This window comes from Agrobacterium sp. 22-223-1 (genome assembly GCF_053522385.1).
Map to the genome: position 1 here is coordinate 681,077 of NZ_JBNWCN010000002.1, position 19,929 is coordinate 701,005.

Sequence of the window (19,929 nt, forward strand, 5' to 3'; positions counted from 1 at the left end):
GTTACACCGCCTTCCCAGTGTTTTGACCCGCCCGGGGATCGTTGAAGGCAAAAAGGACGATCCCGAGTGTGCGGCGAATGGCAATATGCAATAGCACAGCTTCTATGCACATGGCTATCGCCACCGCTGCCGCGGCCCCTGCCAGACCATAGACCGGAATGAGCGCCATGTTGAGTGCAATGTTGCAACCGAAGATAATAATATAAAGGACGACGCACAATTTTTGTTTGCCGGCCATGTTCAGCAATGTTTCCCCCGGGCCGATCAGCGCCTTGGCGAGGAAACCGGCAAAAAGGAAGAACATCAGCTCATAACCCTGAACGAAGCCGGGACCGAACAGCGACAGCAGGAAAGGGCCGGCCAGAAGCACCACGCTGCCGACGGCGAGCGACGGCCAGAAGGCCCAACGCGCGGCCTGGCTGGCGAAACCGGCGAGCCCCTGCCGGTCATTGGCCGACATGAGGGCGGCCAGTCGCGGGGCGGCGGCTGCCTGCACCGAGAAAAACACGAATTGCATCAGCACGATGGTCTTTGCCGCGGCAAAATAGATGCCGACCTGATCCGGCGGCAGATAAAGCCCGACGATCACCACATCGGAATTGGTCATCAAAAAACCGATGCCGTCGATCAGGAACATCGGGAAGGCGAACCTTATCCAGTGGCGGAAATGCACCCTGCGGACCGTGCTGCGGAAATGCCGGTTGAGCCTGCGGTTCATGAAGGCGAAATGGAAGAGCGTGGTGACATAGGTGGCAAGAAGGGCCGTCAGCATGGCCGTCGTTGCGGTTTTTTCCGCGCCGAGACCGATTGCCACCAGCATGAACAGCAGGATCAGCACCGGGCGAACGATATAGGTGGGGCTGAGTGCGGAGACCGCCCAGCCATTGGCGCGCGCGGTGCCGTTCAGCACGTCGCCCAGCGCCACCATCGGCAGGGTGAAAAGCGCCAGCGACACGGGAATGAGATAATAGGAGGCGATGCGCTCGCCGAAGAAATACAGGAAAACGAAACCGAAAATCGCAAGCGCGCTGGCGGAAAACATGGCGAAGACACGCGCCGTCGAGGTCAGCCCCATGATCTTGTCATGGGCATCCTCCAGACGATAGCCGGGTAAAAAGCGGATGACGGTCGTGTGAAAACCGAGACAGGAAAGATTGCCGAACAGGATCACCAAAACCCAGACGAAGGCGAACAGGCCATATTCGAATTCGCCCATCAGGCGGGCAAGAATGATCTGGGAAATGAAGGCTATACCGGCGCTGACGATACGCACCGCAAACGCAACCAGCGCCATGCGCTGCGCGCGAGACACTTCATCCCCGCCGGAAAGAACAACGGCGACTTTCGCTACCAGCGGCGAAAGCTTCGCGCGCAGGCCTGCGGGTAAGGCTTTTTCCGCCGTGTTGAGGATAGCCATGATCCACACGCCATCATTTCCAGTTGAATAGGCGAGCCGATCATACGCGCTTCATCCTTAACGAAGGGTTTGGGACGCGCCGGCCTGTGTGCCAATATCGTCCGCCACGCGTGGCTTGCGAATGCCGTTGAACAGGAAAAGGGCGAGCGGGCTGAGGCGTATCGCCTGATGCAGCATATAGGCCGCCGCCGTGGTGGCCACGACGATGATGGTGAATTCCAGGATCGGCGGCAGCGCAATGAGGATGAACAGCGTTCCGAAGGCGTAGATCAGCGGATGGTGAAACAGGTAGATGGTGAAGGACGCATCCGTCATGCGTCTGGCAAGCCGGTTCGGCCTGTCGAAATATCGGCAGGCGAGGTCTATCAACAGACGGCTTGCCGCCACCGCCGCAATTGCCGACACCAGCACCAGAAGGGCCGAATTCGAAAAGGGATGTTGCAGGCGCAGGGTCACCGCCGTCGCGATGGCGCCCGCCGCGATGACGCCGGTGAGAAGGCCCGTCTGGCGAAAGCGGTGAAAGAGGGCGCGGTCACGGTGCAGCAGCGCGCCGATGAGGAAGAATGGCAGGTAACGCGCATAGGGATCGGAAGCGCGTTCATAGAGAAGAAAGAGGCCGCTTCCGCTCTTTGCCGCAAGCAGGCCGGATCCGTAGATCATCAATTCCCACACAACAGGTATGAGGCAGAGCATTGCGAAAAACAGGGTGGTATGCCGCTGCCGCAGGCTGCCGAACCAATCTCTCACATAGGTTACTGGCGGACGTTCCGCGAGAAACAGCAGGCCGGCGAGCAGGATCGAATAGAAGATAAGGGCCGGCAGGAACCATAGATGCATGATCCACTGTTCGCTCGGGCGCAGCAGGCCGGGCAGGCTCTCAAGCAGCCGGTCGGCCGGGATATCGCCTTTGGCGACGCCGGCCAGTTGCAGCAGGAAAAGCTGTGATGGCCCGAGCAGAAGGACCGCGACGATGAAGGGCACGCCGAGACGCAGGAAACGCTGTCTCAGCCAGCGCATCTTGCCCTTTTTGCCGATGACCATGGTGGAAAAATAGCCGGCCACCAGAAAGAATGCCGGCATACGGAAGGTGACGAGTGCGGCACCCAGCGCGCTCAGAAACGGGCTGGTGTCGAAATCCTTGATGTCCCATGGCAGGGCATGGCTGTAGAGGAGGGAGGCGTGATAGGGAATGCCAAGCAGCATGAGGAGCGCCCTTAGCGGGTCCCAGTAATGCTCGTAGTCAGGTTTGCCCGGTTGCATTTTTCCCTCGCGCCGCAAGCGCGATCCCGTGTGATCAGCAATGACCAGCACGACTATTGGTGGAAAACGCTAATAAACCCTTCACGCCCCGGAGGGGGTGGGCGGAGCCTTTTTTCTGGGCATGAGATCGAGGACCAGCGCACAGCCCAGAATGATGATGCCGGCGCCGAAAAGCTGGGGAAGCGAAAGCGGCTCATCCAGCACCAGCGCGCCGACGAGGACCGCAACGACGGTCACGGCGAATTCCACGCTGATCGCCCTGGTTGCGCCGATCGAGGAGACAAGCTTGAAATAGGTGATGTAGGTGAGGCCGCTCATGACCACCGCCTGTACCAGAAGATAACCGTAATCGATGAGATCGGGCGTTCTCGGCAATGGGACCGCGAAGAGAAGCGGCAGGGTCATCAGGCCGCCTGTCAGGAATGAGCCTATGGTGATTTCCCAGGAACCCACGCCCTTCAGGTGCCGGCTGGCAAAATTGCTGCCATAGGCCGCGCAGATGCACGCGGCGACAGCGGCGGCGCAGCCGATGATGAAACCGGTTGTAACGGGAACGGCGGGAAAGCCGACAAGCAGGACGATGCCGGCAAGACCGATGACGAGACCGGCAATGCCCTGACGCGTCAGACGCTCGATACCCCAGACCTGCGCGATGAGCATGGAAAAAAGCGGGATGGTGGCCACCAATATGGCGGCCATGGCGGTGCCGACCAGCGGCGTCGCATAGGAGAGGCCGATCAACTGTCCAGCGACCGTTGTTGCGCCGACGACTGCAAAGGCGCGCCAGCTCGCGGAAAATGCAAGCTTTCGGCGCGCCGCAATCGCGATCAGAAACAGGGTAATGGCGGTGACCAGCGAGCGGAGCGTGACCGCCCCGATCCAGCCGAAGGCCTCCACGACATGCAAAAGCAGCAGGAACGACATTCCCCACGCGAGTGCGAGAAAAACATAAGCGGCAAAGTCGCGAGGGGACATGAAAGCGTTTTCCGGAAGACGATCCGGCTCCCATATTGGAAATTGCCGATATCCGTCAACAGCGATCGAGGAGTGTAACGAAAATCGCCCGCAACCGAAGGTGCGGGCGATTTCGTTTGTCTGTCAGCAACTGCCTCAGGCCTGTTCGTAAACGCCGTGGCAGTGCTTGTATTTCTTGCCGGAGCCGCAGGGGCACATTTCGTTGCGGCCGATGCGACCCCAGGTGGCGGGGTTTTCCGGATCGCGATCCTCGGCCGGCACGAAGGCGGCTGGTGCGGCCTGTTGGCCCTGCGCCATTTCGTCTTCGCCCGTATTGGGGTCGAGATGATGCGCCGTCATTTCCGGCAGTTCCGGCTGCTGCGGTTCCTGCTGCACCAGTTCCACGCGCATCAGCTGGGCGGTAACGGCCTCGCGCAGATTGGCGAGCAGCGCCTGGAACAGTTCGAAGGCTTCCGCCTTGTATTCCTGCAGCGGGTCGCGCTGGGCATAACCGCGGAAACCGACGACCGAGCGGAGATGGTCGAGGTTGACGATATGTTCGCGCCACAGATGGTCGATCGTCTGGAGAATGACCGAGCGTTCCACATAGGTCATGATCTCGGGACCGAAACGTTCCGCGCGCTCGGCGGCGTATTTGTCGGCGGCCTCGGTGACACGCTGAAGAATGTCGTCCTCGGCGATGCCTTCTTCCTTGGCCCATTCCTCCACCGGCAGGTCGAGGTTGAGGAACTGGGCGATGCCGGCCTTCAGGCCTGCAATATCCCACTGTTCGGCATAGGCATTTTCCGGAATATGCTTGGTGACGAGCGTTTCGATCACTTCATGGCGCATATCGGCTGCGGTTTCACCGATATTGTCGGCTTCCATCAGCTCGAGACGCTGCTCGAAGATCACCTTGCGCTGGTCGTTCAGCACGTCGTCATATTTCAGAAGGTTCTTGCGGGTCTCGAAGTTGCGGGCTTCGACCTTCTTCTGGGCGCGCTCCAGCGCCTTGTTGATCCACGGATGGACGATTGCCTCGCCTTCCTTCAGACCGAGCTTCTGCAGCATGCTGTCCATGCGCTCGGAACCGAAGATGCGCATCAGGTCATCCTGAAGCGACAGGTAGAATTTCGAACGGCCCGGGTCGCCCTGACGGCCGGAACGGCCGCGCAGCTGGTTGTCGATGCGTCGGCTTTCGTGGCGTTCGGTGGCGATGACGTAAAGGCCGCCGGCGGCGAGCGCTTTTTCCTTCAGCACCTTGATCTCGGCGCGGATTGCCTCTTCCTTCGCATCAAGCTCGGGACCGGGCTCCATGCCTTCGAGCTCGCGCTCAAGCCGCATGTCGACGTTGCCGCCGAGCTGGATGTCGGTACCGCGGCCGGCCATGTTGGTGGCGATAGTAACCGCACCCGGAACACCGGCCTGCGAAACGATATAGGCTTCCTGCTCGTGGTAACGGGCGTTCAGGACCTGGAAATCGGAGAAGCCGGACTGGCGCAGCATATGAGCGAGAAGCTCGGATTTTTCGATAGACGTGGTACCCACCAGAACCGGCTGGCCGCGTTCATGCGCCGCCTTGATCTCGGTGATGATCGCCTGGAACTTCTCCTCGCCGGTGCGGTAAACCTCGTCGTCCTCGTCGATACGCTGGATCGGCAGGTTGGTCGGCACTTCGATGACGTCGAGGCCGTAAATGTTGCCGAATTCTTCCGCTTCCGTCGCAGCCGTACCGGTCATGCCGGCCAGCTTTTCGTACATGCGGAAATAATTCTGGAAGGTGACGGAGGAAAGCGTCTGGTTTTCCGGCTGGATCTGCACCTTTTCCTTGGCTTCGAGAGCCTGATGCTGACCTTCGGAATAACGGCGGCCCGGCATCATGCGGCCGGTGAACTCGTCGATGATGACGATTTCGTCGTTACGGACGATGTAGTCCTTGTCGCGGGTGAAGAGCTTGTGGGCCTTCAGCGCATTGTTGATGTGGTGAACGATGGCGACGTTTTCGACGTCGTAAAGCGATTCGCCCTTCAGGAGGCCCGCCTGCCGCAGCAGGTTCTCGAGCTTCTCGGTGCCGTCTTCGGAGAAGTTGGCCGAGCGCTGCTTTTCGTCGATTTCGTAATCTTCCGGCGTCAGCAGCGGAATGAAGGCGTCGATGGTGTTGTAAAGGTCGGAACGGTCGTCCAGCGGGCCGGAAATGATGAGCGGCGTGCGCGCCTCGTCGACCAGGATCGAGTCGACTTCGTCGACGATCGCGTAGTTGTGGCCGCGTTGAACCATCTGGGCGCGGTCATATTTCATGTTGTCGCGCAGATAATCGAAGCCAAGTTCGTTATTCGTGGCGTAGGTGATGTCGCAGGCATAGGCCTCGCGGCGCTGGTCGTCGTCCAGCCCGTGGACGATCACGCCGGTCGTCAGGCCGAGGAAGCCATAGAGCCTGCTCATCGTGGCCGCGTCGCGCTTGGCGAGATAGTCGTTGACGGTGACGACATGCACGCCCTTGCCGGCAAGGGCGTTGAGGTAGACCGCAAGGGTCGCCACCAGCGTCTTGCCTTCACCGGTCTTCATTTCGGCGATGGCGCCGCCATGCAGAATCATGCCGCCGGTCAGCTGCACGTCGAAGGGGCGCATATGCAGAACGCGGCGCGACGCTTCGCGGGCGACGGCGAAAGCCGGGATCAACAGGTCGTCCAGCGTCTTGCCATCGGCAAGCTGCTGGCGGAACTCAGCGGTCTTGGCCGCCAGCGCCTCATTGGAGAGCGCCTTGGTGGCCTCTTCCAGCGCATTGATGGCTGCGATCTTGCTTTTATAGGAGCGGACGCGGCGGTCATTTGCCGAACCGAACAACTTGCGGGCTATTCCGCCGAGACTGACCATCTTACTGGCCCTTTCTGAAATTCCGTTTTGCCGGGCGCTTTTCTCCGTCACGCCGATTTCAGCATAAATGACGGACTTCGCCCTTCAACGTATCTGGACGCGAGGTTGCGTGACAGATAAGAGGGGGGGCAAATGATGTCAACGGTTCTGCCCGTTACAGAATGGCCACAATCCGGTGTTTGGAAGTTTTTTCAGAGCCGGAAACCATGTCTGGAGCCGGCATTGTCCCCGAAAGGTTCAAAATGTTGCGCTATAATAAAATTGCGGCTGCGGTGATTGTGGCCACGCTCGGCCTCCAGCTTCCGGCTTTCGCACAGGAAGACAAGGTTGTCGCCAAGGTCGGCGATCTGGAAATCCACCAGTCCGAACTAGACCTCGCCATGAGCAACCTCGACCCGCAGCTCGCGCAGCTTCCCGATGAGCAGAAGAAGGTTGCAGCCCTTTCCGGCGCGATCGACGTCAAGCTTCTGGTGAAGAACGCCAGCGCCGAAGGTCTGGAAAAGACTGAAGATTTCAAGAAGCGCATGGAATTCATCCAGGACCGTGAGCTGCACAACGCCTATTTCCGCAAGCATGTCGTCGATGCCGTTACCGCTGACGAAGTAAAGGCCCGCTACGACAAGGAAGTCGCAGCCCTGCCGCAGGAAGAGGAAATCAAGGCCGCGCACATTCTCGTCGCCAGCGAGGACGAAGCCAAGGACATCATCAAGCAGCTTGATTCGGGCAAGGATTTCGCCGCGCTCGCCAAGGAAAAGTCGACCGATTCCAACAAGGATGACGGCGGCGATCTCGGCTGGTTCGGCAAGGGCCGTATGGTGCCGGAATTCGAAGAAGCCGCTTTCGGTCTCGAAAAGGGCGCTTACACCAAGGCGCCGGTGAAGACCCAGTTCGGCTTCCACGTCATCAAGCTGGAAGACAAGCGTATCGCGCCGCCGCCGGCTTTCGAGCAGGTCGAGCCGCAGGTTCGTCAGCTTGTCATGCGTGACAAGTACGTTGCCCTCATCGAGAAGGCAAAGGCCGACCAGAAGATCGAAATCATGGATGAGACGCTGAAGAAGGGCTACGACGAAGCCACGAAGGAACAGCAGGCTCAGCCGCAGCAGTAAAAACAAATGTTACGGGGCGGCTATGGGCCGCCCCGTTTCATCTCCAGGCATTCCAGACCCCTTTTCCAGAATTTCAGGCGCTTCCCATGTCCGTTGCCGTTTCCCCGCTCGCTCCGAAATCCTATCCTGACATGCCTGCGCTGCGCGGCGTTCGCATGGCGACGGCTGCCGCCGGCATCAAGTACAAGAACCGCACCGACGTTCTGCTGATGGTGTTCGACAAGCCGGCAAGCGTCGCCGGCGTCTTCACCAAATCGAAATGCCCTTCCGCCCCGGTCGATTTCTGCCGCGCCAATCTCGGCGGCGGCGTGGCGCGCGCCGTGGTGGTCAATTCCGGCAATGCCAATGCCTTTACCGGCGTCAAGGGCAAGGCCGCGACCGAATTGACGGCGAAATCCGCCGCCGCTGCCGTTGGCTGTTCTGAAGGCGAGGTGTTCCTGGCATCGACAGGCGTGATCGGCGAGCCGCTGGATGCCTCGAAATTCGCCGGTGTTCTCGGCGACATGAATGTCAGGGCGGAAGCTGATTTCTGGCAGGAAGCCGCCAAGGCGATCATGACGACCGACACCTATCCCAAGGTTTCGACCCGCACCGCCGAGATCGGCGGTGTGATCGTAGCGATCAACGGCATTTCCAAGGGTGCTGGCATGATTGCGCCCGACATGGCGACGATGCTCTCTTTCGTGGTGACGGATGCGGATATCGAGCCCGCCGCCCTGCAGTCGCTACTGTCTGCCGGTGTTGGCCCGACATTCAATTCCGTGACGGTCGATAGCGACACTTCCACCTCCGATACGTTGATGCTGTTTGCGACAGGTGCTGCCGCTGAAGACGGCCAGGTGAAGGTAACGAGCGCCGATGACGAGCGCCTTGCCGGCTTCCGCACCGCGCTGAACGATCTCCTGAAGGACCTTGCCCTGCAGGTGGTTCGCGATGGCGAAGGCGCGCGCAAGATGGTGGAAGTCACCGTAACGGGCGCGGAAAACGATGCCGCCGCCAAGAAGATTGCCCTCTCCATCGCCAATTCGCCGCTGGTGAAGACCGCGGTTGCGGGCGAAGACGCCAATTGGGGCCGCGTCGTCATGGCCGTTGGCAAGTCGGGCGAAATGGCCGACCGCGACCGCCTCGCCATCTGGTTCGGCGGCGTGCGCGTGGCCGTCAACGGCGAGCGCGACCCGGATTATTCGGAGGCGGAAACCAGCGCGGTGATGCGTCTCGAAGACATTCCGGTGAAGGTGGATATCGGTCTCGGTCAGGGCACTGCCACCGTCTGGACCTGTGACCTGACGAAAGAATATGTTGCGATCAACGGCGACTATCGGAGCTGACCGTTGGAGCCGAAGAGAATGCAGGACAATAAAGCCGTCAATCTGCCGCTGGTTCGCCGTCTGGAAGCCGTCAGCTTCCGGGCATGGCCTGCCTCGTCGGTGATTTATGACGGCAGCTGGCAAATCCGCCTGACGGGTTCGCACCCCTCCAAACGCATCAACTGCGTGGTGCCGCTGGACCCGTCCGATTACGGAAACAGCGCGGTGCGGCTGGAAAAAGCGCGTAAGCGTTTCGAAGATTTCGGCCGACCGCTGGTGGTGCGCGAAACGACGCTGATGCCGCCGCAGCTCAGGGATTTTCTGGCGAATGACGGCTGGTCCGTGTTCGAAGAGGTGATGGTCATGACGGCCGATCTCTCCGGCATGGAGCTGCCCGAAACGCTGGTCAGCCTGCCGAGCCACGATATCGGCCGTTTTGTCGAGGCGAGCATCAAGGTCAGCGATAGCGACCCGGCGCTCCGTCCAGCGATTGCGGAAATCGTCAGCTCCATCAAGCCGGCGCTCGGCCTCTTCATCAATGAGGAAGTGGAAGGCAATCCGCTCGCGACCGTGATCTGCGTGCAGGATAACGACCTTGCCGGCATTATCTCTCTCGATGTCGAAAAGTCGCAGCGTAAAAAGGGCCTCGGCACGCAGGTTTTGTCGTCGGCACTGCGCTGGGCGAGAATAAGCGGCGCAAAAACCGCCTGGCTGCAGGTGGTTTCCACCAATGCGCCTGCCATCGCCCTTTATGAGAAATTCGGCTTCTCCGAGGCCTATCGTTATCGCTACTGGCGCAAGGGAACCGGCGAATGAGCGAGGCTGGCAAAAAAATCCTGCTGGTCGCCGCCAGCGCCCTTCTCGATCAGGATGGCCGCATTCTTCTGGCGCAGCGTCCGCAAGGCAAGTCGCTTGCGGGCCTGTGGGAATTTCCGGGCGGCAAGGTGGAGCATGGCGAGACGCCGGAGGAAACCCTTGTCCGCGAACTGGACGAGGAGCTGGGCATCAAAACCAAGGTCGCCTGCCTCGCACCGCTGACATTTGCCAGCCACACCTATGAGACCTTTCACCTCCTGATGCCGCTTTACGTGTGCCGCCGTTATGAGGGCATTGCGCATGGCCGGGAAGGGCAGGCGATAAAATGGGTGAAGCCGCAGGCCCTGCGCGATTACCCCATGCCGCCGGCCGATGAGCCGCTCATCCCCTTCCTGCAGGATCTGCTATAAAATCGGGAAGCCCTCCCGAGGTCCTCGCGTATTATCCCGTCACAGCTTCGTGAAAATGCCCCGTTTGCAGCGCTTTGCCGTGCCAAAACGGGGCTGTGTTAAGAGATCGTTCAGCACCCTCTGGCAGATTGTTAAGCTAAAGAAGCGGTAAACTGCGCGAGACGAGGTTGGTCATGAACGAGGATTTCTGGAAGACGGTGGAAGGTCGTCACTTGTATTCCGACAAATCCCGTCGCACCGGCGTGCTCAATGTGGCGCTGCTTTTCGGCACGGCGGTTATCGCGCTCTCGCTCATCGTCACTCCCATGCTTGCCGGAAAATCCTCCACGCGGGTGGCGCAGTTCCCCGACAATTACGACATGATCAGCACCGGCTCCATCAAGAAGACCGATGTGGGCAAGACCTATTCCATCCGTCGCAGCATCACCCAGCCGATGCCGGAAATGCCCTGCGTGGTCACGGGTTATAGCAACGAGAGCGGTTGCTGATCGTTTACCATCAAAGGTAACGGATTCCTCACATCGCCGACCTAGGATAGAGTTGATTTCAACAGGGCAGAAGCCGGTTGTCGCAACGCACCGGATGGCGGATGGGGAATATCCTGTGCTGCATTTTTTTATCAATTTTTGCAAAAACGAAGACGGTGCGACAGCGGTTGAATACGGCTTGATTATCGGGCTGATTTCCGCCGCCCTCATCGCTGGCGCAGGCAGCATCAGCAGCAATATCAATGCCGTGTTTCAATTCATCGTAGACACTTTGGTCGAGTTGAAGCCTTTTGGCTGATCGCTCAGGACAGCTTCACCTCGGTTGTCTTTAAGGCATCGGCAAGCCGCACCTTGGCGGAGCCGGGTTTCAGCGGTTTCTGCTGGCTTTCGTGCGGCGCCCAGCCTGATACATAGATGATGGAAAATGTCGCCCTTATCCGCCCGTCAGGATCGGAATATCGCTCGGCGTAAAGCTCCGCCGCGCGCAGGAAAAAAGCGCGGTTGAGCGGCTTTCTGCTGCGGCTTGCCAGCGGATTGGCCATGCCCATGGCGCGCAGGTCGCGCATCAGCGGGAAAATCGAATCGTAACGCACGGTGTAGCTTTCCGCATCGGTCACGGGGAGCGCAAAGCCGGCGCGCTGCAAAAGAGCGCCGACATCGCGCACATCGGCGAAGGGAATGACACGCGGGCTGGCGCCTCCGGTCAGCTCCGCCTCGGCGGTCAGCAGCACGTCGCGCAGTTCCTGCAGGGTGCCGCTGCCGGGAATGGCGCCGAGAAACAGGCCGTCCGGTTTCAATGCCCGCCGGATCTGGATCAGCGCGCCGGGCGTATCGTTGGTCAGATGCAGGGCAAGCGGTGAAACGATGAGGTTGGCGGAGGCCTCCTCGAGCGGCAGATGCTCCATGGAAGCGGCTTCGGGAATATTCGCATCCGTCGCAAAAGAGCTTTCGGTTTCGATACGGCGAATGGTATCCACCTTGCCGGTTTCCGCCAGCCGTCGGGCGGTGACGCCGGTTCCGCCGTGAAGTTCGATTGCGGTCTCGAACTGGCGCTCGACGATGGCAAGCCTGTCGGCCAGCTCTTCGGCCGCCATATCGAGAAGAAACAGGGCCTTGTCGTCGCGCCGGTTCCACGCCCGGCGACGGTTTTGTTCGATCAGGGCCTGGTCAAAGAGAATATCCATCGTCTTGCCTGCTCGGCCTTAAACGCCTTCGGGATCGGCGGGCCGTATCGTTGGTCTCATGCCGCTTGGGGCATCGTTTTCCCGGTGTCGGGAGGGAACTATCGCTCTCGCAAAGGCACCCGTTCGGCGGTAAAGTCAACCTCATGGGTGCTGGTGAAAGTCTGTTTTCGGGTTTGCTGTCGAAGTCTGCGGCCGTGCCGGCGGCGGCGGGAGACATGTGGCGTGCGGTCTTTCGTATGGTCTACCCGCCAACCTGCGTGGGCTGCACCCGCATGACCGGCGGCGAGGGCGCCTTATGCGCGGATTGCTGGCGGGATGTGGCCTTTGTCGACCGCCCTTTTTGCGAGGTTCTGGGCATTCCCTTCGCGCGGGATCACGGAGACGGTTTCGTGAGCGCGCAGGCGATTGCCGAACCGCCGCCTTTTGACCGGCTGCGCGCCGTCGCAAGCCATGAGGGAACCGCCCGCAAGCTGGTGCACCGGCTGAAATATCAGGATCGGACCGATCTCGCCCGCCTGATGGCGCTGTGGATGCTGAGGGCAAGTGACGGAACGGTGGATGCCTGCGATTGCATCGTGCCCGTTCCATTGCATCGCAACCGTTTCCTGCGCCGCCGTTTCAATCAATCCGCCGAGCTGGCGCGGCATCTGGCCAGGGCCTCCGGCAAGCCCTTGCTTGCCGGCACGCTGCTGCGCGTGAAGCCGACAGAGCGGCAGGTGGGGCTTTCCGCGCTCGCCCGGCGGGACAATATGCGCGGCGCTTTCGCGCTTGCGCCCGGCCGGGAAACCGATGTCCATGGCAGGCGCGTGGTGCTGGTGGACGACGTCTATACCACCGGCGCGACGGTGGGTGCGGCAAGCCGCGCCCTGCGCAAAGCCGGTGCCGCGGATGTGACGGTTTTGACCTTTGCAATGGCCATTTCCGGGCCTATATGAAACCTGAATGACATGACTTTATCGTGCGTTTTACCGCACGTTTGCGAGGGCTTCGAGAACATGGCACCGGTGACGATCTATACGCGGGATTTTTGTGGTTATTGCGCGCGCGCCAAGGCGCTGCTGGACAGCAAGGGCGTGGATTATGCCGAATACAACGCCACGACGACGCCGGAATACCGGCAGGAAATGATCGAGAAATCCGGAGGAACGACGTTCCCGCAAATCTTCATCAACGGCCAGCATGTGGGCGGCTGCGACGATCTGCACGCGCTCGAGCGCGCCGGTAAACTGGATGCGCTACTGGCCGCCTGATCGGCTGCGATCTTGCGGGTATGGAGGATGTGATGAGTTTCAAGGCTGCCGCCATTCAGATGCGCTCCGGCGTCGATCCGGCAAGAAACGCCACCGATATGGAACGGCTGGTGCGTGCGGCTGCGGCCGAGGGCGCCGTCTACGTGCAGACCCCGGAAATGACGGGCGCGATCCAGAAGGACAGGCAGGCGTTGCGTGCGCAACTGCGCGATGACGATGGCGATATCATCGTTGCGACGGCCGCCTGTCTTGCCCGCGAACTCGGCATTCATGTCCATGTCGGCTCCACGGCCATTGCCCGCCCGGATGGCAAGATTGCCAATCGCGGTTTTCTCTTCGCGCCGGATGGTTCGCGCATTTGCAGCTATGACAAGATCCATATGTTCGATGTCGATCTCGACAATGGTGAAAGCTGGCGTGAAAGCGCTGCCTATCAACCCGGCGAAGTGGCGCGTATCGCCGAACTTCCGCTGGGGAAATTCGGCTTCGCAATCTGCTATGACGTCCGTTTCCCGCAGCTTTTCCGCGCGGAAGCGCTGGCAGGTGCGGAGGTTCTGACCGTTCCGGCGGCTTTCACCCGACAGACGGGGGAGGCCCATTGGGAAATCCTGCTGCGTGCCCGCGCCATCGAAAACGGCGCTTTCGTCATCGCCGCCGCGCAGGCTGGCGTGCATGAGGACGGGCGGGAGACCTTCGGCCATTCCATCATCATCGACCCATGGGGCAAGGTTCTGGCCGTTGCCGGCGGCGCTGGCGAAGAGATCATCTTCGCCGAGATCGATACCTCGCTGGTGGCTGCCGCGCGCGGAAAAATTCCCAATCTCCGCAATGCCCGCGAGTTCGGTCTGGACACGGTTATTCCCCTGAAACCTGCCGGAGGTGAAGCGGCGTGATCCGTTATGCGCTGGCCTGTGAAAAGGGCCATGAGTTCGAAGGCTGGTTTGCCGGCAGCGACGATTTCGACGATCAGTTGCAGCGCGGTTTCCTGTCCTGTCCGGTCTGCAATTCCGTGCAGGTCTCCAAGCTGTTGATGGCGCCTTCGGTTTCCACCGCCCGCAAGAAAGACGAACGCCAGACGCTGGCCATGGATACCGCCCGAAAAGAGGCGCTTGCGAAAATCCGCGAGGCCGTTGCCAATATCCGCGCCAATGCGGAAGATGTCGGCGATAAATTTCCGGAAGAAGCCCGCAAGATCCACTATGGCGAAGCGGATGAGCGCGGCATCATCGGCAATGCCTCGGCGCAGGACGCCAAGGCATTGCTGGACGAGGGTATCGAGATCGCGCCGCTGCCGGTGCTGCCCGACGACGTCAACTGAATTTCTTTAGGACGACCTCACGCAAATAGCGTCCTGGGTTTACCCCTGCGCCGGCCGCTTCGCCAGCATCATGTAGTTGACATCCATATCCGGCGAAAGATTCCAGCGATCCTGCAGCACGTTGTAGAAGACGCCGGTGCGGTGGATGATATCCATGCCGCTCGCCACCAGCGGCCGCTCGAGCTCTTCCGGGCGAACGAGCTTTTCATATTGGTGCGTGCCGCGCGGCAGCCAGCGCAGCACGTTTTCGGCGGCAAAGATCGCCAGTGCCCGGGCTTTGAGCGTGCGGTTGATGGTGGCGGCGAACATCAGGCCGCCGGGGCGCACCATTTTCGCGCAGGTGGTGACGAAGAGATCGACATTGGCCACATGCTCGACCACCTCCATGTTAAGGATGACGTCGAAGGTTTCGCCGGCTTCCTGCAACTGCTCGGCAGTCACGGCGCGGTAGTCGACGCTGACCCCGCTTTCGCGGGCATGGGTGGAGGCGATGCCGATATTCTTTTCCGAGGGATCGGCGCCCACCACATCCGCGCCCATGCGTGCAACGGGTTCGGAGAGAAGGCCGCCGCCGCAGCCGATATCCAATATGCGCAGCCCTTCCAGCGGGCGGTGCGCCTTCGGGTCGCGGCCGAAATTCTCGCAGATGCGGTTGCGGATATATTCGAGCCGTACCGGATTGAACTTGTGCAGCGGGCGGAACTTGCCGGTCGGGCTCCACCACTCCGCAGCCATCGCGGAGAAGCGATCCACTTCGCTCTGGTCGACGGTCGTCTGTGCGGTTTCGCTCATGGTTCTGCTCCATATTGCTGTTGCATTGAAGTCGGATGATTGCCCCCCGAAGTCAAGACCGGCGGTCCATTCCGGCGGCGATTTATCGGGCGCTGATTGCCGCAGGTGGAACTGATTGGATGCCTCATTTGTTTCATGCTGCGTTCATGCAGAACCGCGTATTTTCCGGTCGTGGCAGTATGCGGAACGCATACTCGTCCATCGAACATGGTGGATGCCGACAAGGGCAAAGCGGGCCTTTGCTTGAGGAGAAAGAAGTGAAGAAAAAACTGTTTGGCGCAATTGCGCTGGTGGCCATGCTCGCCGCACCGGCACTTGCCGAAGCTGCGACGCGGGGTTTCGCCACCGCGAATGTGAATATGCGCTCCGGCCCGAGCACGGCCTATCCGGCCGTCGTGGTTATCCCGAATGGTGCGCCGCTCACCGTGCACGGCTGCCTTTCCGATACGCCGTGGTGCGATGTTTCCTTCGTGGGCGGCCGCGGCTGGGTGGCCGGGCGTTATATCGCTACGACCTACCGGCAAAACCGGGTCTATGTCGAACCGCGTTATTACCGCGATCTCGGCGTGCCGGTGATCACCTTCGAAGTCGGCCGTTATTGGGACCGCTATTACCGCGACCGCGACTTCTACCGCGAGCGCGACCGCTGGCGCCGTCCGCCGCCGTCCGGCGGTTACTGGAACGCCGCGCCTCCGCCGCCCCGCGCCGACTGGGATCGCCCCCGTCCGCGTGACGAGTGGCGTGACCCCCGCCAGGGTGGTGGCCCGAATGACGGGCGCTGGGAACGTCGTTACGGCGACTGGAACCAGGGTGACAGAAATCAGGACAGGCCGCGCCGCGACGACGACCGCCGTCGCTTCGAAGATGAAAACCGCGACCGCAATCGCGATGGCCAGCAGAATCAGGATGAAGGCCAGCGTCGCCCAGAGCGTCGCCAGTGGGATGACCCGCGCCGTGCGCCTGCTTCGGAAAATTTCCGCGATGGCTGCCGGATCGGCGATCCGGGTTGTGACCCGCGCTAAACGGACAAAGCCCGGCATGATTGTCGGGCTTTTTCATTTATGGCTTCAACTTGGCTTTACGAGCCGCTACTTCGCGGCGGCAGCCTTGCGCACTCGGGCCTTGGGTTTTGCCGGGGCTTCCGCATCCGATGCGGCTTCTGCAGCAGCGGCCTTGGGAGCGGCCTTCTTGCGCGTTGCGGGTTTCGTCGCTTCCGATGTCTTCAGCAGCGAAAATTCATGCTTGGCCTGTTCCCAATGGTGCGCATCGCGCCCATGCGGGTGGCCTTCCTTTTCCCAGAGTGTATATGCCCGTTTACTGATCCATTCGTGTTCCGAAACCTGCATGCTCGTCTCCCGTTGCTGTTTACAGCGCCTATGAGAAGGCGACATTCCGCTTTGGTCCGGCACACGCTCGACAGGAATCAATGCCGGCATTTCCAGAACCCATTACATGCCATGATTTTCCGGGCGTCAAGCAAACATGCTGCATTGCGAAAACGGATTTCTGGCATTTTCTGCCCGTTAAAGCGGTTTGAGCGAAAGACGTTCCCGCAGAACAAGATCAACGTTGCGTGATCGCGCCAGGGCCGCCAAGATGGCCGGATGAATGGGCAGCGGAGGAGGCGGTCTTGGAACAGAGAACGGAAGCGGATGCGCAGGTCATCGTCGAAAAACGGGGAGGGGCAGGCATCATTCGCCTCAACCGCCCGAAGGCCATCAACAGCCTGACCTTGCCGATGGTGCGCGACCTGTTTCAGGCGCTTCAGCGTTTCGAAGAGGATGCCGGTGTTTCCTGTGTGGTGCTGACCGGAGAAGGCGACAGGGGGCTTTGCGCCGGGGGCGATGTCCGCATCATTCACGATCTCGGCAAGGCGGGCGACCCGCAGGTGCTTGATTTCTGGCGGGAAGAATTTCCGCTCAACTATCGCATTGCCCGCTTCGGCAAACCCTACATCGCCCTGATGGACGGCATCGTCATGGGCGGCGGTGTCGGCATTTCAGCCCATGGCAGCCACCGCATCGTCACGGAACGCACAAAACTCGCCATGCCGGAAACCGGCATCGGTTACTTCCCGGATGTCGGCGGCTCCTGGCTTTTGCCACGGGCGCCGAGCGAATGCGGCACCTGGCTGGGATTGACGGGCAATGCCGTTACTGCTGCCGATGCCATCTATGCCGGCTTTGCCGACTATCTTGTTCCTTCGGACCGTCTCGAGGGGTTGGTCCAAGATCTGTCGCAAGCGGCGGATACAGACAGCATCGAGACGGTAATCGCGGCGCACGCCGTCGAGGCCGGTGAAGGCGTTTTATCCATAAATCGGGATATCATCGACGCGACATTCAGTTTCGACACGGTCGAGGAGATTTTCGCCGCGCTTTCGGCGCGCCAGGATGCGTTTTCGCGCGAGACCCTCAAGGTCCTGCAAAAACGCTCCCCCACCAGTCTGAAACTGACCCTGAGGCTGCTGCGTCTCGGCCGGGAAAGCGCGAGCCTCATCGAATGCCTGGAGCGGGAATTTGCCGCCGGCACGGAAATATTGCGCCAGCATGATTTTTACGAAGGCGTGCGTGCGGCGCTGGTCGACAAGGACCGCAATCCCCGCTGGCAACCGGCACGGCTGGAGGAGGTGAGGGAGGAGGACATTGCGCCTTATTTTGCCGCGCATTCCGGCAATCTGTTTCCCGATCATCGTCTTTAGGGCAACGCAAAAGAAATCCGGCTTCTTGCCGTATATGAAATCATCGCCTTTGGAGTCGATATTCTTTGGGCGAAATTTCCAATCTGCGCGCCCGGAAAGCATGGCTGTTTCTCGCGGGCGTTGCCGCCGCCCGCTATGTTGAGCACCATTCGAATTGCCGGGGGTATTCATGAAACGTCTTCTCATTATCGGTACTGCCATTGCCGCTCTTTTTGCAGGTGCGGCGCAGGCGCAGTCTCCGACCACCATTCTCAACGCATCCTACGATGTCGCCCGCGAAGTTTTCGCGGCCGAGAACGAGGCGTTCATCAAGCTGCATCCGGGCGTCACGGTCGACCAGTCGCATGCCGGCACCTCCAAGCAGGCGCGCGCCATCGTCGAGGGTCTGGAAGCCGATGTCGTCACCTTCAATCAGGTCACCGATGTCGATTTTCTGGTGAAGCAGGGCTTCGTTTCCGCCGACTGGAAGAAGGATTTTGCGAACGACGCATCGCCCTTCTATTCCTTCCCGTCCTTCCTCGTGCGCGCCGGCAATCCCAAGGGTATCAAGGACTGGGACGATCTTGCCCGCGACGATGTGAAGATCGTTTTCCCCAATCCGAAGACCTCGGGTAACGCCCGTTACACCTATCTCGCCGCCACGGCTTACGCCAAGGAGAAGTTCAACGGCGACGACGCGAAGGTTCAGGCATTCGTCAAGAAAATCTTCGACAATACGCCGGTGTTCGACACGGGAGGCCGTGCCGCCACCACCACCTTCGTTGAGCGTGAAATCGGCGACGTGCTGATCACCTTCGAAGCAGAGACGCGCGGCATCGCCAAGCAATATGGCGCAGACAAGGTGGAAGGCGTCGTGCCCTCCGTCAGCCTGCTGGCCGAATTCCCGGTGGCCGTGGTGGACAAGGTCGTCGACAAGCGCGGCTCGCGCGATCTGGCGAAGAGCTATCTCGACTTCCTCTATACCGAGGAAGGCCAGCGCATCGCCGCCGAATTCGGCCACCGCGTCCACAATGAAAAGGTCGTCGGCGAATTCAAGGACAAGTTCCCGGCCATTCGCCTCGTCAACGTCGATGATGTCTTCGGCGGCTGGGACAAAATCCAGAAAGAGCATTTTGCATCCGGCGCGACGCTTGATACGCTTTACGGCAGCCGTTAATCACAGCGATACGCAACAGGTAAAAGACCCGGCGGGAAACCGCCGGGTCGCTTTTTGATGAATGGGGGCGGGGTTTGAAGCGCAATGTTCTGCCGGGGCTGAAATTGTCCCTTGGCGTTACCCTGACTTACGTTGCCATCATTGTGCTTCTGCCGCTCTCGGCATTGGTGTTCAAGGCGGCAAGCCTCGGCCCTGCCGAATATTGGTCGATCATCTCCTCGCCGCGCGCCGTGGCCAGTTATCGTGTTACCGTGCTCTGCGCGCTGGCCGCCACGCTGTTCAACGTCATCTTCGGGCTGGCGCTCGCCTGGGTGCTGACGCGTTACCGCTTTCCCGGCTGGCGCATCGTCGATGCCATCGTCGATCTGCCTTTTGCGCTTCCGACCGCCGTTGCGGGCATTGCGTTGACGACGCTTTTTGCGGGCAATGGCTGGTTCGGCTCGGTGCTTTCGCAATTCGGCATCAAGGTGGCCTATACGCCGCTTGGCATCATGGTGGCGATGGCCTTTACCAGCCTGCCTTTCATCGTGCGGACCGTGCAGCCGGTGCTGGAAGACCTCGATCCGGCGCTTGAGGAAGCGGCGCAGTCGCTTGGCGGTTCCGATCTCGAAATTTTCCGCAAGATCATCCTGCCGCTGTTGACGCCGGCGTTGCTCGCCGGTCTGTCGCTGTCCTTCGCCCGCAGCCTCGGTGAATTCGGGGCGATCATCTTCATCGCCGGCAATCAGCCGTTTTCGACGGAAATCACGGCGCTGCTGATCTTCATCCGACTGGAGGAATATGACTATCAGGCCGCCGCCGCCATCGCCTCCGTGCTGCTCATCACCGCCTTCGTTATGCTGGCGGTAACCAATTATCTGCAGGCGCGCGCGCTTCGTTATACGGTGAGAGGCTGA

21 protein-coding genes are annotated in these 19,929 nt (G+C 60.4%); 14 read left to right on the top strand and 7 right to left on the bottom strand.

Annotated elements, in window-relative coordinates; all coding sequences use genetic code 11:
* Position 1: 1 nt before the first annotated feature.
* The 4 genes from uppV to secA form a co-directional block, all read right to left on the bottom strand.
* Positions 2 to 1,417, bottom strand: coding sequence for a Wzx-type polysaccharide biosynthesis protein UppV (gene uppV, locus ACQZ60_RS15280; RefSeq protein ID WP_448735534.1), 1,416 nt, complete (start codon positions 1,415 to 1,417; stop codon positions 2 to 4).
* Positions 1,418 to 1,474: 57 nt separating this feature from the next.
* A complete protein-coding gene (gene mdoC / locus ACQZ60_RS15285; RefSeq protein WP_448735535.1) occupies positions 1,475 to 2,677 on the bottom strand; it encodes a glucans biosynthesis protein MdoC in 1,203 nt (400 codons plus the stop codon).
* Between the two features lie 81 nt (positions 2,678 to 2,758).
* The gene (locus ACQZ60_RS15290; protein ID WP_448735536.1) at positions 2,759 to 3,652 is read right to left on the bottom strand and encodes a DMT family transporter; all 894 of its coding nucleotides are present in this window, start codon (positions 3,650 to 3,652) and stop codon (positions 2,759 to 2,761) included.
* A 135-nt stretch (positions 3,653 to 3,787) separates the two neighbouring features.
* On the bottom strand, positions 3,788 to 6,505 hold the full coding sequence (gene secA / locus ACQZ60_RS15295; RefSeq protein ID WP_448735537.1) for a preprotein translocase subunit SecA: 2,718 nt from the start codon (positions 6,503 to 6,505) through the stop codon (positions 3,788 to 3,790).
* Positions 6,506 to 6,747: 242 nt separating this feature from the next.
* Here secA and ACQZ60_RS15300 point away from each other — a divergent pair, with 242 nt between their 5' ends.
* From ACQZ60_RS15300 to ACQZ60_RS15325, 6 genes are all read left to right on the top strand, one after another.
* A complete protein-coding gene (locus tag ACQZ60_RS15300) occupies positions 6,748 to 7,611 on the top strand; it encodes a peptidylprolyl isomerase (protein WP_035237262.1) in 864 nt (287 codons plus the stop codon).
* 86 nt (positions 7,612 to 7,697) lie between these two features.
* Entirely contained in the window at positions 7,698 to 8,939 is a 1,242-nt protein-coding gene (gene argJ, locus ACQZ60_RS15305; RefSeq protein WP_448735538.1) for a bifunctional glutamate N-acetyltransferase/amino-acid acetyltransferase ArgJ, read from the top strand.
* An 18-nt stretch (positions 8,940 to 8,957) separates the two neighbouring features.
* The gene (locus tag ACQZ60_RS15310; RefSeq protein WP_003522546.1) at positions 8,958 to 9,734 is read left to right on the top strand and encodes a GNAT family N-acetyltransferase; all 777 of its coding nucleotides are present in this window, start codon (positions 8,958 to 8,960) and stop codon (positions 9,732 to 9,734) included.
* Positions 9,731 to 10,144: an 8-oxo-dGTP diphosphatase MutT gene (gene mutT / locus ACQZ60_RS15315; RefSeq protein ID WP_448735539.1), complete on the top strand. Its 414-nt coding sequence runs from the start codon at positions 9,731 to 9,733 to the stop codon at positions 10,142 to 10,144. Before ACQZ60_RS15310 ends, mutT begins: the two co-directional genes overlap by 4 nt.
* A gap of 173 nt (positions 10,145 to 10,317) precedes the next feature.
* The gene (locus ACQZ60_RS15320; RefSeq protein WP_003522548.1) at positions 10,318 to 10,632 is read left to right on the top strand and encodes a hypothetical protein; all 315 of its coding nucleotides are present in this window, start codon (positions 10,318 to 10,320) and stop codon (positions 10,630 to 10,632) included.
* Between the two features lie 94 nt (positions 10,633 to 10,726).
* Entirely contained in the window at positions 10,727 to 10,930 is a 204-nt protein-coding gene (locus ACQZ60_RS15325; RefSeq protein WP_448735555.1) for a Flp family type IVb pilin, read from the top strand.
* A 4-nt stretch (positions 10,931 to 10,934) separates the two neighbouring features.
* On the opposite strand, the gene ACQZ60_RS15330 is transcribed toward ACQZ60_RS15325, so the two are convergent.
* Positions 10,935 to 11,816, bottom strand: coding sequence for a class I SAM-dependent methyltransferase (locus tag ACQZ60_RS15330; RefSeq protein ID WP_262531327.1), 882 nt, complete (start codon positions 11,814 to 11,816; stop codon positions 10,935 to 10,937).
* Positions 11,817 to 11,959: 143 nt separating this feature from the next.
* Between ACQZ60_RS15330 and ACQZ60_RS15335 the strand changes: the two genes are divergently transcribed.
* From ACQZ60_RS15335 to ACQZ60_RS15350, 4 genes are read left to right on the top strand one after another with little or no spacing between them, the layout of a single operon-like run.
* On the top strand, positions 11,960 to 12,751 hold the full coding sequence (locus ACQZ60_RS15335) for a ComF family protein (RefSeq protein ID WP_448735540.1): 792 nt from the start codon (positions 11,960 to 11,962) through the stop codon (positions 12,749 to 12,751).
* Between the two features lie 60 nt (positions 12,752 to 12,811).
* Positions 12,812 to 13,066 carry a glutaredoxin 3 gene (gene grxC / locus ACQZ60_RS15340; RefSeq protein WP_003522552.1) on the top strand — a complete coding sequence of 85 codons (255 nt, stop codon included), beginning with the start codon at positions 12,812 to 12,814 and terminating at the stop codon, positions 13,064 to 13,066.
* Positions 13,067 to 13,098: 32 nt separating this feature from the next.
* A complete protein-coding gene (locus tag ACQZ60_RS15345) occupies positions 13,099 to 13,959 on the top strand; it encodes a carbon-nitrogen hydrolase family protein (RefSeq protein WP_448735541.1) in 861 nt (286 codons plus the stop codon).
* Positions 13,956 to 14,384: a DUF1178 family protein gene (locus ACQZ60_RS15350; protein ID WP_003522554.1), complete on the top strand. Its 429-nt coding sequence runs from the start codon at positions 13,956 to 13,958 to the stop codon at positions 14,382 to 14,384. The genes ACQZ60_RS15345 and ACQZ60_RS15350 overlap by 4 nt, the downstream gene beginning before the upstream one ends.
* A 39-nt stretch (positions 14,385 to 14,423) precedes the next feature.
* Here ACQZ60_RS15350 and ubiG read toward each other — a convergent pair whose 3' ends face one another.
* Positions 14,424 to 15,176, bottom strand: a complete 753-nt coding sequence (gene ubiG, locus ACQZ60_RS15355) for a bifunctional 2-polyprenyl-6-hydroxyphenol methylase/3-demethylubiquinol 3-O-methyltransferase UbiG (RefSeq protein WP_003522555.1) — start codon at positions 15,174 to 15,176, stop codon at positions 14,424 to 14,426.
* Between the two features lie 257 nt (positions 15,177 to 15,433).
* Between ubiG and ACQZ60_RS15360 the strand changes: the two genes are divergently transcribed.
* Positions 15,434 to 16,198, top strand: a complete 765-nt coding sequence (locus ACQZ60_RS15360; RefSeq protein WP_031233675.1) for an SH3 domain-containing protein — start codon at positions 15,434 to 15,436, stop codon at positions 16,196 to 16,198.
* A gap of 66 nt (positions 16,199 to 16,264) precedes the next feature.
* Here the strand turns inward: ACQZ60_RS15360 and ACQZ60_RS15365 are convergent, their stop codons facing one another.
* On the bottom strand, positions 16,265 to 16,522 hold the full coding sequence (locus ACQZ60_RS15365; protein WP_448735542.1) for a DUF2934 domain-containing protein: 258 nt from the start codon (positions 16,520 to 16,522) through the stop codon (positions 16,265 to 16,267).
* Between the two features lie 284 nt (positions 16,523 to 16,806).
* Between ACQZ60_RS15365 and ACQZ60_RS15370 the strand changes: the two genes are divergently transcribed.
* The 3 genes from ACQZ60_RS15370 to cysT all read left to right on the top strand — a co-directional run bounded on the left by ACQZ60_RS15370 (position 16,807) and on the right by cysT (position 19,929).
* Positions 16,807 to 17,877 (top strand): enoyl-CoA hydratase/isomerase family protein, encoded by a 1,071-nt coding sequence (locus tag ACQZ60_RS15370; RefSeq protein WP_448735543.1) that lies wholly within the window; start codon positions 16,807 to 16,809, stop codon positions 17,875 to 17,877.
* A 169-nt stretch (positions 17,878 to 18,046) separates the two neighbouring features.
* Positions 18,047 to 19,033, top strand: coding sequence for a thiosulfate ABC transporter substrate-binding protein CysP (gene cysP / locus ACQZ60_RS15375; protein ID WP_035264351.1), 987 nt, complete (start codon positions 18,047 to 18,049; stop codon positions 19,031 to 19,033).
* 74 nt (positions 19,034 to 19,107) lie between these two features.
* Positions 19,108 to 19,929: a sulfate ABC transporter permease subunit CysT gene (gene cysT, locus ACQZ60_RS15380; protein ID WP_003522560.1), complete on the top strand. Its 822-nt coding sequence runs from the start codon at positions 19,108 to 19,110 to the stop codon at positions 19,927 to 19,929.

Coding starts and splice junctions, on each gene's coding strand:
- ACQZ60_RS15300 (WP_035237262.1), top strand. CDS start 6,748: ATGTTGCGCTATAATAAAATTGCGGCTGCGGTGATTGTGGCCACGCTC.
- cysP (WP_035264351.1), top strand. CDS start 18,047: ATGAAACGTCTTCTCATTATCGGTACTGCCATTGCCGCTCTTTTTGCA.
- mdoC (WP_448735535.1), bottom strand. CDS start 2,677: ATGCAACCGGGCAAACCTGACTACGAGCATTACTGGGACCCGCTAAGG.
- grxC (WP_003522552.1), top strand. CDS start 12,812: ATGGCACCGGTGACGATCTATACGCGGGATTTTTGTGGTTATTGCGCG.
- ACQZ60_RS15310 (WP_003522546.1), top strand. CDS start 8,958: ATGCAGGACAATAAAGCCGTCAATCTGCCGCTGGTTCGCCGTCTGGAA.
- ubiG (WP_003522555.1), bottom strand. CDS start 15,176: ATGAGCGAAACCGCACAGACGACCGTCGACCAGAGCGAAGTGGATCGC.
- uppV (WP_448735534.1), bottom strand. CDS start 1,417: ATGGCTATCCTCAACACGGCGGAAAAAGCCTTACCCGCAGGCCTGCGC.
- ACQZ60_RS15345 (WP_448735541.1), top strand. CDS start 13,099: ATGAGTTTCAAGGCTGCCGCCATTCAGATGCGCTCCGGCGTCGATCCG.
- ACQZ60_RS15320 (WP_003522548.1), top strand. CDS start 10,318: ATGAACGAGGATTTCTGGAAGACGGTGGAAGGTCGTCACTTGTATTCC.
- secA (WP_448735537.1), bottom strand. CDS start 6,505: ATGGTCAGTCTCGGCGGAATAGCCCGCAAGTTGTTCGGTTCGGCAAAT.
- argJ (WP_448735538.1), top strand. CDS start 7,698: ATGTCCGTTGCCGTTTCCCCGCTCGCTCCGAAATCCTATCCTGACATG.
- mutT (WP_448735539.1), top strand. CDS start 9,731: ATGAGCGAGGCTGGCAAAAAAATCCTGCTGGTCGCCGCCAGCGCCCTT.
- ACQZ60_RS15290 (WP_448735536.1), bottom strand. CDS start 3,652: ATGTCCCCTCGCGACTTTGCCGCTTATGTTTTTCTCGCACTCGCGTGG.
- ACQZ60_RS15365 (WP_448735542.1), bottom strand. CDS start 16,522: ATGCAGGTTTCGGAACACGAATGGATCAGTAAACGGGCATATACACTC.
- ACQZ60_RS15330 (WP_262531327.1), bottom strand. CDS start 11,816: ATGGATATTCTCTTTGACCAGGCCCTGATCGAACAAAACCGTCGCCGG.
- ACQZ60_RS15335 (WP_448735540.1), top strand. CDS start 11,960: ATGGGTGCTGGTGAAAGTCTGTTTTCGGGTTTGCTGTCGAAGTCTGCG.
- ACQZ60_RS15325 (WP_448735555.1), top strand. CDS start 10,727: ATGGCGGATGGGGAATATCCTGTGCTGCATTTTTTTATCAATTTTTGC.